Origin of the sequence: Paenibacillus sp. Y412MC10 (genome assembly GCF_000024685.1) — a bacterium.
Classification (GTDB): domain Bacteria; phylum Bacillota; class Bacilli; order Paenibacillales; family Paenibacillaceae; genus Paenibacillus_AQ; species Paenibacillus_AQ lautus_A.
The window spans coordinates 1,159,230-1,172,127 of the sequence record NC_013406.1; the positions used below are offsets into that span (position 1 = coordinate 1,159,230).

Consider the following 12,898-nt stretch of genomic DNA (forward strand, 5'->3'; position numbering starts at 1 on the left):
ATGTTTAAGCTGTGCGTTTTTTCAGATGAGTCGTCGGCGCTTTTGGCTCATGATCACGGTGCGTCATTTTGTTCCACAGGCCGCGGAGGTAAGGGAGAACCCAACGGTCGAGACCGATTTTACCGGCGTTGGCAGCAGCAACGATGATCAGCACTTCAAGCAGCAGCATTTGGGCGTTGGTGCTCACGGTGCCCGAGAAGAGGAACGCGGCGTTCATGACCAGACCCATCAGGGCAGCGAAGGTGGTGAAGGTACCGAGGATCAGTCCGACACCGACGAGGAACTCACCGAGCGGGATGATGAAGTTGAAGAGCTTCACGCCCGGCAGTGCCGCGTGCTCCAGGAACGCTGCCCACCAGCCTTGGACGGCGGGGTGATCGCCGGCTGCTTTGGCAATCGCGCCTTGCAGGAATCCGCCTGCTTCGAATCCGCCCGTCAATTTGCCCCAACCTGCCGTCATCCATTCATACCCGATGTAGACCCGGATGAATGTCAGTAACCACATTGCCACTTTGTTTGTTCTCAGCCAATTGTTAAACATATAAACCACTCCTTAAATGAGTTTTAATTTTTTGGATTAACATAATTGCTTGTTTCTGATGCCGATGTTGTTTGTTCATGTTGCCTTGGGAAGTGATCACCTTCTCTATGTCTTTATTATAAGTGAAAATATTCACAATACACGTGATAAATATCACAAAGTTGTGAACATTCAATCTAATCCTCCCATTGACTAGATTAGTCAATCGTTTTCGTTTTCAGGAGTGCAGGGATTCTCTCGCTGTGGTTATTCGATCCGATGTGCCCGCTTTGAGGGTCAAACTTCAATCATTTTTGATTCTCCGGCTCCAGAAAAGCTCGAAGGGCGCTGCTCAGCGGCACGTCGCGGTGATAGATAAAATACACCACGACATCGCGGTAGGACTCCGGCAGTGTCATGGCTGCAATGTTTTTCTCGTTGGAAAGCGAAACGGCATTGGACCTTGGGAGAAGCGCTACGCCGAGACCCGAAGCAACCCCGCCTAACACGGCTTCGAGCGAACCGAACTCTATGATTTGCGGATGTTGAACGCCAGCTTCGGCCAGCAGGCGCTCCACTCTGGATCGGTGAGTGCAGCCTGTCGACAAAATAAGCATCGGCTTCTGCAGCTGCTCCTGCTGGCTTGCCGCTCCGGCTTCGGAGATGAGCACCAGTTCCTCATTATACGAAGGAATCTGTTTCAGCATAGGGTGCGTCAAAGGTCCGTACACGAAAGCGCCGTCCAGTTCGCGGTCCAGCACTTGCTGCATCAGCACGCTGGAGTTGCCCGTGGTGAGGGACAGGCTGACCTCGGGGTGACGGGCATAATAGTCGGCCAGGCGTCCTGGCAGATATGCAGCGGCGGTAGATTCAATCGCACCGATTCGTAGCGGTCCCCGCGGCGTATCCTCTGCCTGTACGGATTTCTCCGCTTCATCCAGCAAATTTAAAATTTGACGCGTGTATCCAAACAGGCGCTCGCCGGCCCCGGTCAGTTCCATCCCTCGATTGCTTCGGATAAACAGGGGCGTCTGGAGACTGTCCTCCAGCTGGCGGATCCGGCCCGTGACGTTGGAGGGAACATACTGCAGGCGTTGGGCCGCCCGTGTAATGCTGCCTTCCTCCGCTACTGCGCGGAATATCCGTAAATCTCCGCTTTCCATTAGTCTCACCTTCCTGACTTTCATTCTGACTGAATGCCATATTCATTACTACTCATTTTACATGCTCTGAGGCGATCTATACAATTGAACCTAACATGGCCTACACAAGCCGGAAGAAGGGAGAGATTCATGTGAAAGCAGCCATTCATCGCGGCCGGAGCGGTCTGGACGGACTTCGGGTCGGCAATATGGAATCGAAACAACCGGGTCCTGGTGAGATCCGGGTCCGTTTAAAGACGGCCGGACTCAATCACCGCGATCTGTTTCTGATGAAGGGACGTCATGCGGCGGATGCACCGCTCATTCTGGGCTCAGATGGCGCAGGCATCATTGATGCCGTGGGTGAAGGAGTGGGGAGTCTGACGGTCGGCACGGAAGTCATCATCCATCCGACGATCGGTTGGGATAACACCGAAGAGGTCCCGGTGGTGCCGCAGATCCTGGGCGGACCCACGGACGGTACGTTTGCTGAAACGGTCGTCATCCCAGCGGACAATGCCTTCAGAAAGCCAACATACCTGACATGGGAGGAAGCGGGAGTATTACCTTTATCCGCGCTAACGGCCTACCGTGCGCTGTTTACGAGGGCACATATCAAGCCTGGCGAGCATGTGCTTATACCAGGTATAGGAGGCGGGGTTGCAACCTACGCCATGCTCATGGCCCAGAATGCGGGGGCTGTCGTCAGCGTCACTTCCCGAAGCCAAGGCAAGCTCGAAGAAGCGCGGCGCTATTCCGTGCATAGGGCTTTTTCGAGCGGCGGGGATTGGAACGAAGAGCTGCAAGGGGAGAAGGTGGACGTGATTCTGGATAGTATCGGTCCGGCAACCTTTCCCCGATACTTGGATGTGATCAAGCCGAATGGGCGGATCGTCAGCTTTGGGGCCAGCTCCGGCGACGCGGTCGAGGTTTCGCTGAGAGCATTATTTTTTCCGCAGCTGTCCTGGATCGGTACGTCGATGGGGAGCCGCGAGGAGTTCGGAGAGATGCTTCGGTTCATGGAGGAGCACACCATTGCGCCCCTGATCGACCGGATGTACCCGCTGGATGAGATTCTGGATGCGTTCCGGCGGATGACGGCGGGCGAGCAGTTTGGCAATATTGGTTTGCGGATCGAATGATAGTCGGCTTCTCGTTTCCCTTCGGAAACTTCTGCGGCTAAATAAATGGATGGAAGCAGGAAGTCTCTTAGAAGGCATACGCACTGTACGTATGCCTTCTAAGAGACTTTTTTATGTCACAAACCGGGTCATTAAGAACCTCACCATGGTTTGAGTTGGAACTGCTGCCAAGGCCATGCTGTCAAGGTGATTCATTAAAGGATAGTATCTCTTCTATATACAGACAAAGCACGGATTTTGTGATTAAATGTAAATTAAAGTTGAAACGTCGGTTGGAAATTACGGGTAAATGGTCTGGAAATTTAGGGTAATAAGTAATGGGAGCGTTCATAGGGGGAAACAATATGTTTAGCAAAGGGTCTTTGTCTTTTCGTAATTTCGCGTGGAGGACAAGCTTGTTGTCCATGGCGACAGCATTGCTGCTGTCCGGATGCAGCGGCGGTAAACAGCAGGCGGAGCCAACGCCGGCACCCGTGGTGGAGGCTCCGGTCGAGCAGCCGGTCGAAGTGCCCCAGGAGGAAACCTCTTCTCCATATAAGGCACCTCTGACGGGATTGCCGTTAGAAGCGTCACTGACGCAGCGCCCGCTGGCCGTTATGATCAATAACGCACCGGCTGCTAGGCCGCAGTCGGGTCTCAGTCAAGCGGACATGGTGTATGAAGTGCTGGCGGAGGGAGGAATCACGCGGCTGATCGGTATCTTCCAAAGCCAGAGCGACATTGAGAAGATCGGGCCGATTCGCAGCATCCGACCGTATCTGATCAATCTTGGCGAGAGCTACGGAGGCGTTCTGGTGCATGCGGGAGGAAGCCCGGAAGCCTACAGCATCATTCAGAGGCAAGGCAAGCAGGACATGGACGAAATCGGGAATGCAGGCGCCTACTTCTGGAGAGCCAAGGACCGCAAAGCGCCGCATAATCTGTATTCCAGCGACGAGAAGCTTCGTGAAGGAGCCGCTAAGCTGAATTACGGCAACGATGTGAAGGTGCCAGAGTATACGTTCTATCCGGAGGCGATCGCTGCAAGCGCCGATGGTGAAGAGGGCACTGAACCGGTTGAGGTTATTTCAGGGGAGGCTGCCGAGAAGGTAGAAATCAAATTTTTATTGGACAGCTATGTCGTGGATTATCAATATGACGGTTCCTCCAACACGTACAAACGGTCGATCAACGGATCGCCGCATGTGGACCTCAACGATAACGTTCAGCTGGAGGCCGCGAATGTGATCGTGCTGGGGGCGGACCATAAGGTGCTGGATGACGTGGGCCGGCTTGCCGTGAACGTGGAAGCGGGCGGGGAAGCGATGCTGTTCCAGCGCGGGGAAGTCATCAAGGGGCAGTGGGTACGCGCTGCGGGCGATGCGATCCGTTTCGTGAAGGACGGCAAGGAAGTGCCGCTGGTTCCGGGAACGACATATTTCAACATTGTGCCCAACACGCCTTCTTTTGAAAGCCACGTGACGATCTCGAATCCCTAGAATTCGAGGCAGCGAATCAGCCTGCCGTTTCGGGATAATTTGCACGCATACGGAGATGTTAATAGGCAAGGGAATCGAAGGGATATCCATGCATCTTCTGTTTTGTTAGTTCCTTACATTTTTGAGTGTTACTTTTCTATACACACCCTGCCATGGATGTGATAAGATAGTCAAGGTTGTCTATCTTTTCAGGGCGTTCGCGGCAATTTATCGAAAAAAGGGGTTAAGAGTATGAAAATGAAGAAAAAGGATATATTCTTCCAAACGCTGGAGAATATGGCCGATACGGTGGTACAAGCCGCAGACTATTTTTCGCAGCACGTTTCCAATCTTGAAGATGTGCTTGAATTTGCCAACGAAATGAAGAAGTACGAGTCGCAGTGTGATACCTACACGCATACCATCATTACTGAACTCAACAAAACATTTATTACGCCAATCGAACGCGACGACATCATGGACCTGACAACCAGCATGGACGATGTAATGGACGGATTGGAAGCGACCGCATCCCGTTTCTATATGTATCAGCTGGGCAAGCCTGACGAGTACATGGTGCAGTTTGCAGAGATTCTGCGTCAATCGGCTTATGAAATCCAGAAAGCCATTCATTTGCTCTCCCAGAAGAAACTTCTGGCGATTCGTGAATACACGATCCGCTTGAACGATCTGGAGAACCAAGGCGACGAGCTGCTGCGGATCTGTATCAAGGATCTGTTTGCCACCGTCTCTGACCCGATTCTGCTGATCAAGAAGAAAGAGATTTACGAACGTCTTGAGACGACCACGGACACCTGCGAAGACGTGGCAAATATGCTGGAATCCATCATTATGCGCAACTCGTAAGGGAGTCCTGAACAATGGATACAACGATGTTAGTATTAGTAATAGTTGTTTTTTTGGCGCTTGCATTTGACTTCATCAACGGGTTCCACGATACGGCGAATGCCATTGCAACGTCGGTATCGACCCGGGCCCTGAAGCCGCGGGTAGCCATACTGCTCGCAGCGAGCATGAACTTCGTCGGCGCGATGATGTTCACGGGCGTTGCCAAAACCATCGGCGGCAGCGTCGCGGATCCGACCAAGCTGGATAACGGGATCGAGGTTGTTATTGCAACATTGCTTGCAGCAATCATCTGGAACCTGGTTACCTGGTGGTTCGGATTGCCTTCGTCCTCTTCCCATGCCCTGATCGGGGCATTGGCCGGCGCAGTATTCGTCGGTGCGGGAAGCGACATGCTGAATTACGGCGGATTTAAGGACATCGTGCTCGCGTTGGTCCTGTCGCCGATTATCGCATTCGTGATCGGTTATCTGGTCATGCAGCTGCTCAAGGTCATCTTTGCCAAGCGCAGTCCGCATACGGTAAACAAAGGCTTCCGTACGATGCAGATCTTTACGGCAGCGCTGCAGTCCTTTACGCATGGTACCAACGATGCGCAGAAGGCGATGGGTATCATCACCTTTGCTCTCGTGACGTCCGGTCAATTGCAGGAGATGGAAGTGCCCTTCTGGGTTAAAGTCTCTGCAGCCACAGCGATGGCGCTCGGTACGTCGGTAGGCGGCTGGAAGATCATCAAGACCATGGGTACGAAAATATTCAAAATCGAGCCGATCAACGGGTTCGCCGCTGACTTCTCGGCCGCTTCCGTTATCTTCTCGGCAACATTGCTTCACTTGCCGATCAGTACGACGCATGCCATTACGTCGGCAATTCTCGGCGTAGGCTCGGCGAAACGCTTCTCTGCCGTAAAATGGTCCTTGGCAGGACGCATCGTGGTAACCTGGTTTATTACGATTCCGATTACGGCCGTACTGGCAGGAGTCATCTTTAAAATTCTTTTCTAAACATGAATCATTACACATAGAGAAACGGATAGTTGTGGGGCCAATCAGGAATCGATTGGCTTTTTTTGTTTAAAAGAATCGATGCTACAGAGGACAGGGGAAGGGGACAGCCAATCATGATACGCGTACTGGCGATTACGCCAAGCTATGAACCGGTAACCGGGCTTACGCTGGAAGAGATCCGGATGGAGGACTATGCCTGGATCTGGGCCGATTTCAGCAATCCCACGCCGGAGGAAGCGCGGAAGCTGGAGACCTATTTTCACTTCCATCCGCTGGCGGTGGAGGATTGCCTGCACGTCCTGCAGCGGCCGAAGCTGGATTATTACGACAACATGCAGTTCTTTGTCCTGCATGCCCTTCAGCCGGATACGCTGCAGGCGGTCGAGGTGGATGTGTTCCTGGCCCCTTCGTTCGTGGTCTCCTTCCACCAGCAGGCGCTGCCGGAAATGGACGAGGCTTGGGAACGCGTGCTCTCGGCTGCCGGCAAGGGGCCGCTGGGCCAGGACGGCCCGAGCTTCACGGCGTATACGATTATGGATAAGCTGGTGGACCAGTATTTTCCCAGCCTGTTTGCCATCGAGGACGAGCTGGCCGAGCTGGAAAGCCAAGGGGAGAAGGATTCGGTCGAGGACCTGATGAATCAGGTCTTCGCGCTGCGTTCAAGGCTGCTCCGCCTGCGGCGCACGGTGGTGCCGATGCGGGATCTGCTGTACCGGATCGTGAACTCGCAGCATATGGAGCATCACGCGCATCATGCTTATTTTTCCGACATTTATGACCATCTGCTGAAGCTCGCTGACATGATCGAGGCGGACCGCGAGATGACGGCGGATCTACGGGACAGCTACATATCGGTGAATTCGAACCGGATGAATACAATCATGAAGACATTGACCGTTATCACGACGATCTTCATGCCGCTCACCCTGATCGCCGGGATCTATGGGATGAATTTCGAGAACATGCCGGAGCTGGGGTGGCATTATGGATACTTCTTCGTGCTCCTCCTCATGTTCGTGTTGGGCGGAGGCATGGTGTTGTGGTTTATGCGCAGAGGCTGGTTTAAATAAGGAGGTTCTAAGGCGGTAAATACTGTTAAGCCAACGGAAGCAGGGATTCAGCCGGTGGATCTGTGTCGGCCGAAGTTCTGGGTTAGCGGTAGTTTGAAGAGAGATAAAGCGGGGAAGGTTGTCCCATACAAGAAGAGCGAATGCTAAATAGCTGTCGTTTCTTGTTCTTTCGTAAAGGGTAAAGGCTTGCTGAGGAGGGACTGCATATGAAACTCGGGCTCAAACAACATCCTAAGAAGCGTTCATCGCGTCAACCTGACGAGCCTTTGCGTTCCCGGCTGCTGCGCCGGATGCTTCGCTTAGCTAGGAAACGAAAACGAAAGCTCGCCGTCACGAACCGTTACGAGGCGGGCATGGTCATCAGCGAGATCGCCACGGGCCTGCTGTTCATCGCAGGCAGCATCATGATGTTCTATCCCCAGATGAAACGAATCCCGACGGTGCTGTACCTGCTCGGCAGTATCACGATGCTGCTGCGTTCCGGTTTGCGCGGTTCGTATTGGTTCCGGTTAAAATCGCTGGAAAACGTCGAGAATAAAGAAGCCGGCCCCGAAGGGGACTGGACGCGCTGATGAGGATATACAGGCCGTAAAAAAGATAGGGCTCCAGTCTGGGGGTACAGACTGGAGCCTGCGTGATGTATGAGGGTTCCGTGCATACCGCCATGGTGGGCCCTAACGTATCTGATGGACCCATCCCGACAGATCTGATACTTCGCTAATCAGAACCTGCACTGTTTGATAGTATTGCACGGCATATAAAGTGTCGTGTGCACCGATTACATAGGTTAACGGCGCCGTCTTTTGCCGGAAGACGATTTGCGCGAGCCGGAGCGGCGTCTGCTTCCCGAGGACCGCCGTCTTCTCGGTCTGTATTCGTAGCCGTCTTCATTCTGATCCGTATAGGCAGTCGAAGACGATCCGCTACCCTTCTTCTTAAGTGCGCCTGCCAGCACGGAGAACATGGGCGCAAGCTGCTGGAAGCCCTGCATGACCTTTTGTACCTTGCCGATGTTGTTGACGATGCCGTCGATGCCGCCCATCCGGTCGATGAGGCCCTTGATGTCGCTCATATTGTTGACTCCGAGCCCGCCGAGAAGCTTGCTTAATCCACCGCCGCTGCCGCCTCCTCCGCCGAGGAGACTTGCCAGCCCGCCGCCGCCGGAATTCGTGGAGGGAGCGAGAGCCGAAGCCGAAGCCTCCAGATCCGTTACGCCGTCGGTATATGGATATAACGCCGTTTCACCGACTTCCGGATAATCGCCGTATGGCGTGATGCCAGGGTACGGTGTTGGATCCTGCGGCAGTGATTCATATGAATTGAGGGAGCGATGGTTATTCGTGGGTCGGCGATGATAATAGTGAGAATGACGCGTCATGATATCACTTTCCTTTTTGAGTTAAGATACTATACTGTATGATACGGGCGGGCGATGGGTTTAGGCGGATGTCCCGATTTTCGGGATAGGAGCGGAATCGGGCGATGGCCCAGGAAGATTTTAGCGCGCCTCTTTCGGACGTGAATGAGAGCGTTTATGCGGGATGAGTCCCCCTAAGGGGTGGTTGTCCTGTAGTGCGTGAAATCGTTAATGCTTGAAAATACTATATCCGCTCGGGTACAATGGGAGTGCGAGTGTTATACACACAGTAACAATAGGGGATGATCATCCAGTGCAATTAAAGAAGCTAAATGATAAAAGCATCGATCAATTATTCGAAGCGATATTAACCCTGGACAGCGTGGAGGAATGTTATGTATTCTTCGACGATCTCTGTACCGTGAACGAAATTCAATCCTTGTCGCAGCGGCTGGAAGTGGCGCGCATGCTGGGCAAGGGATGCACATACAACCAGATTGAAGCAGAAACGGGAGCCAGCACCGCCACGATCTCGCGCGTGAAGCGCTGTCTGAACTATGGCAATGACGGTTACAAAATGACGCTGGAGCGTCTGGGACGTTAATTCATGACGAAGCCGGGTGTGCTGGTCATCAGTCATGGCTCACGTGAACGGAAATGGGTGTCGCTTGTGGACGAGGCCGTCCACAGACTGGCATCCCGTATGGATATACCGGTCGTATCTTCGTACCTGGAATTGGTAGAGGGCCGTCTGATTCAGGACGGCATCACGGCCTTGGAAGACCAGGGTGTCACCGACATTGTGGTCATTCCTCTATTTGTCTCGTCCGGCAGCACACATGTCGACGAAATAGCTTATGCTATAGGAGCGAAGGCCGTTCCGGATATGGAGACGGACCTGGCGCCGTTTCGGGTTCGGTCCCGGGTTCATTTCGGTACGCCGATGGACGACGATCCCGAGATTGCGGCCATGGTATGGGATAAGGTGAAAGAGCTGTCCGCGAACCCGGCGAAGGAGGTCATTCTCCTCGTCGGACACGGCAGCAGGCATGATCTGTTTCGCAGCCGCTGGGAAAAGGGTATTAACTCTTTGGCACAGCGAGTTAGCGAGGTAAGCGGAACCGGCGCGGATTATGCCTTACTCAGTCCCGGCGATGTGCGGGACAAGGTGACAGCATGGATGGAGCGCGGCTGCGATGTGATCGTAGCTCCGCTTTTTTTGAGTGAGGGGTATTTTACGGAGAAGGTAATACCCGATCGGCTCCAGGGGCTGGAATGCCGGTATTCCGGCAGGACCTTGCTTCCGCATCCGCTGCTGCCGCAGTGGATGGAGTCGCAGGCCAAACGTCTTCTTCAATCCTTGAAATCATAAGTAGGTGGCGTATCGTTAATGAGAAATGCAAGGTTAATCTATAACCCAACCTCCGGCCGGGAGGAAATGAAGCGTCGGCTTGCTGATATATTGCACCGTCTGGACAGTGCTGGCATCGAAACCTCCTGTCATGCAACGACCGGAGAGGGGGATGCGACTCGCGAAGCGGCGGATGCCGTGGAGCGCGGGTACGATCTTGTGATCGCGGCCGGCGGAGACGGTACGCTTAATGAGGTCATCAACGGGATGGCCGGCAGGGATAACCTCCCGCCGCTGGGCATATTCCCGCTGGGGACCACGAACGATTTTGCGCGGGCGCTCGGCATCTCGAAGAACTGGGAGGAGTACTGCGATCTGGTGATTCGGGGCGAGACGCGTCCGATTGACGTGGGCAAAGCGAATGATCGCTACTTCATCAATATCGCGGGCGGCGGTACGCTCACCGAGCTCACGTACGAGGTGCCAAGCAAGCTGAAGACGATGATCGGGCAGCTGGCGTATTATTTGAAGGGGATCGAGAAAATGGTCAGCCTCGCGCCGCAGGAGCTCATCATCAACGCCAGCGGTCATCCGGCGATCCATGACGAGTTCATGGTGTTCCTCATTGCGAACAGCAACTCGGTTGGCGGCTTCGACAAAATCGCGCCGGGCGCGAGCATCGACGACGGCTTGTTCGACGTCATTGCGCTGCGAAAGTGCAATCTGGCGGAGTTTGTGCGCGTGGCTACGCTAGCTCTTCGCGGCGAGCATATCAACGACAAGCGAGTCGTGCATTTCCGCACCGACTATATGGAGGTCGTCTCTCCGGGACCGGTTCAGCTGAACCTGGACGGCGAGTTCGGCGGCGTTCTGCCGGGCACGTTCCGCGTTCTGCCGCAGCATTTGCGGATTTTTGGCTGAGATGTTTAGCTGGTAGAGAGGCGGAAGGCAACGGGCGCTTAAGGCGTGATGGTTGTTGCCGAAGGCTCAGCGGGGACTGATCACATTAGAGATGGATAGGCGATTGGGGCGATGGGCCATGGAATGAGATGGAACAGGCCGAGGATCGCCGCTTAGGCTCCAGGCTCTTGTAAGTAAATGATTGGATTTGCAGGCGGAATGGATTGAATAACATACGAGGCTCCCGTATAATGATGGACGTGAGCTTGTGCGCTAAGCTCCCTTGGGGGAGCTTTTTGTTGTTTAAGCGAATGAAGGATAACGGAAGATCATCCGCTTTGATTATGGATGGTGTTCCGATTGGGAATATAGAGTGGTAAGGGACAAGTTGAACGGAAAGAAGTGAACTGCACATCATGAAGAAGAACCGCAAGGGAAGCGACACGCGCCGCAGCGGCAAGCCGGCGGCTTCGGCGGCCCTCCTGGACCTGCCGGTGGCCAAGAACGACGAGGTCGTGATCGATATTATTGGAATGAACCATGACGGGGAAGGGGTTGGCCGTGCCGACGGCTACACCCTGTTCGTTCAGGGTGCCCTGCCTGGCGAGAAGGCCCGGGTGAAGGTGCTCAAGACCAAGAAGCAGTATGGCTATGCCAAGCTGCTTGAGCTGGTCGAGCAGAGCCCGAACCGCATCGCGGCCCCATGCCCGATCTACGACCAATGCGGCGGCTGCCAGCTGCAGCATATGAATTATGCCGGTCAACTGGAGTGGAAGCGCCAGCTGGTGGTGGACAATCTGGAGCGGATCGGGAAGCTGCGGGTGGTGCGTGAGTCGGCAATTGCTGGAGAGACATGTGTGGACGACAAGCGGAGTGGCACAGATGGTGGAGGGGACATTGAGATTTCTGAAACCAATGGGACCAATCCTGCCGTGTCCGGCGTTGAATCAGATCAAGAGGGGATCCTCGTGCGGCCGACACTCGGTATGAGCGAGCCTTGGCGCTACCGCAACAAGTCCCAGGTGCCGATCGGCGTAACGGAAGGCGGCCTGGTCGGCGGCTTCTACGCCCGGGGCAGCCACCGGATCGTGGACATGGAGACATGCCTCATCCAGCATGAACAGAACGACGAGGTCGTTAGCCGCGTCAAAGCCATCGGCCGGAAGCTCGGTATCACCGCGTACAATGAAGAGACAGGTCAGGGCCTGCTTCGCCATGTGGTGGTGAAGATCGGTTTTGCTACCCGAGAGATGATGATTGTACTCGTCACGAACGGCGAGCGGATACCGCGCGTGAACGAGTGGATCGCTGCCATCCGTAAGGAACTCCCGGCTGTAGTGAGCATCTGCCAGAACGTGAACACACGCAAAACAAACGTTATTTTTGGAGATGTGACTCGCGTCCTGTGGGGTCGTGAGGTCATCCATGACTATATCGGCGATGTGAAGTTCGCGATTTCCGCACGTTCCTTCTACCAAGTGAATCCGGCTCAGACCGAAGTGCTCTACGGTAAGACGGTGGAGTATGCGGGATTAACTGGGGAGGAGACCGTGATCGATGCGTATTGCGGCATCGGGACGATATCCCTGTTCTTGGCCCAACATGCCAAGAAGGTGTATGGGGTCGAGATCGTGAAGGAAGCGATCGAGGATGCTCGTGCCAATGCAGAACTGAACGGTATGAAGCATGTGGAGTTTGAAGTCGGCGCGTCCGAAGACGTGATCCCGCGCTGGAAAGAGCAGGGCATCGAGGCGGACGTCATCGTGGTTGATCCACCGCGTAAGGGCTGCGATCCGCGACTCTTGGAGACGATTCTTGAGATGAAGCCGGAGCGCGTGGTATATGTGAGTTGTAATCCGTCTACGTTGGCAAGGGATTTAAGGATACTCGAAGATGGTGGGTATCGGACGGTGGAGGTTACGCCGGTGGATATGTTTCCGCATACGGTGCATGTGGAGAGCGTGGCGGTGTTGGTTTGGAAAGACTAATAGTTGAGATGTATTGGCGGACATAGCATAGAGGGGGTGAACCCCTCTCTTTTTTTTGCACATGAAGGAAAGTTGGTCATAGGAGGTTAATCTTTAA

General features: G+C 54.2%; 13 protein-coding genes. 10 read left to right on the forward strand and 3 right to left on the reverse strand.

All coding sequences use genetic code 11. From position 1 onward, the window contains the following. Positions 1-4: 4 nt before the first annotated feature. Together GYMC10_RS04905 and GYMC10_RS04915 are read right to left on the reverse strand one after the other, a co-directional pair. Positions 5-541 carry a DoxX family protein gene (locus tag GYMC10_RS04905; RefSeq protein WP_012819127.1) on the reverse strand — a complete coding sequence of 179 codons (537 nt, stop codon included), beginning with the start codon at positions 539-541 and terminating at the stop codon, positions 5-7. A 287-nt stretch (positions 542-828) separates the two neighbouring features. Beyond that, on the reverse strand, positions 829-1,683 hold the full coding sequence (locus GYMC10_RS04915; protein WP_012819129.1) for a LysR family transcriptional regulator: 855 nt from the start codon (positions 1,681-1,683) through the stop codon (positions 829-831). A 131-nt stretch (positions 1,684-1,814) separates the two neighbouring features. On the opposite strand from GYMC10_RS04915, the gene GYMC10_RS04920 reads away from it, so the two are divergent. The 6 genes from GYMC10_RS04920 (at position 1,815) to GYMC10_RS04945 (ending at position 7,777) form a co-directional block, all read left to right on the forward strand. After that, on the forward strand, positions 1,815-2,804 hold the full coding sequence (locus GYMC10_RS04920) for a zinc-binding dehydrogenase (protein ID WP_012819130.1): 990 nt from the start codon (positions 1,815-1,817) through the stop codon (positions 2,802-2,804). Positions 2,805-3,148: 344 nt separating this feature from the next. Then, positions 3,149-4,282: a DUF3048 domain-containing protein gene (locus tag GYMC10_RS04925; protein ID WP_012819131.1), complete on the forward strand. Its 1,134-nt coding sequence runs from the start codon at positions 3,149-3,151 to the stop codon at positions 4,280-4,282. A gap of 231 nt (positions 4,283-4,513) precedes the next feature. Beyond that, positions 4,514-5,128 (forward strand): DUF47 domain-containing protein, encoded by a 615-nt coding sequence (locus tag GYMC10_RS04930; protein ID WP_012819132.1) that lies wholly within the window; start codon positions 4,514-4,516, stop codon positions 5,126-5,128. Between the two features lie 14 nt (positions 5,129-5,142). Then, positions 5,143-6,132 (forward strand): inorganic phosphate transporter, encoded by a 990-nt coding sequence (locus GYMC10_RS04935; RefSeq protein ID WP_012819133.1) that lies wholly within the window; start codon positions 5,143-5,145, stop codon positions 6,130-6,132. A gap of 116 nt (positions 6,133-6,248) precedes the next feature. Next, positions 6,249-7,205, forward strand: a complete 957-nt coding sequence (gene corA / locus GYMC10_RS04940) for a magnesium/cobalt transporter CorA (protein WP_012819134.1) — start codon at positions 6,249-6,251, stop codon at positions 7,203-7,205. A gap of 206 nt (positions 7,206-7,411) precedes the next feature. Further along, a complete protein-coding gene (locus GYMC10_RS04945) occupies positions 7,412-7,777 on the forward strand; it encodes a YrhK family protein (protein WP_012819135.1) in 366 nt (121 codons plus the stop codon). Between the two features lie 215 nt (positions 7,778-7,992). Here the strand turns inward: GYMC10_RS04945 and GYMC10_RS04950 are convergent, their stop codons facing one another. Then, a complete protein-coding gene (locus GYMC10_RS04950; RefSeq protein WP_012819136.1) occupies positions 7,993-8,583 on the reverse strand; it encodes a hypothetical protein in 591 nt (196 codons plus the stop codon). 292 nt (positions 8,584-8,875) lie between these two features. Between GYMC10_RS04950 and GYMC10_RS04955 the strand changes: the two genes are divergently transcribed. The 4 genes from GYMC10_RS04955 to rlmD all read left to right on the forward strand — a co-directional run bounded on the left by GYMC10_RS04955 (position 8,876) and on the right by rlmD (position 12,801). Then, complete coding sequence (locus GYMC10_RS04955; protein WP_009592310.1) at positions 8,876-9,166, forward strand: YerC/YecD family TrpR-related protein; 291 nt, start codon at positions 8,876-8,878, stop codon at positions 9,164-9,166. Between the two features lie 3 nt (positions 9,167-9,169). Then, positions 9,170-9,934, forward strand: a complete 765-nt coding sequence (locus GYMC10_RS04960) for a sirohydrochlorin chelatase (RefSeq protein ID WP_012819137.1) — start codon at positions 9,170-9,172, stop codon at positions 9,932-9,934. Between the two features lie 18 nt (positions 9,935-9,952). Then, positions 9,953-10,834 carry a diacylglycerol kinase gene (locus GYMC10_RS04965; RefSeq protein ID WP_009592325.1) on the forward strand — a complete coding sequence of 294 codons (882 nt, stop codon included), beginning with the start codon at positions 9,953-9,955 and terminating at the stop codon, positions 10,832-10,834. A 395-nt stretch (positions 10,835-11,229) separates the two neighbouring features. Further along, complete coding sequence (gene rlmD / locus GYMC10_RS04970) at positions 11,230-12,801, forward strand: 23S rRNA (uracil(1939)-C(5))-methyltransferase RlmD (RefSeq protein WP_012819139.1); 1,572 nt, start codon at positions 11,230-11,232, stop codon at positions 12,799-12,801. Positions 12,802-12,898 lie beyond the last annotated feature (97 nt).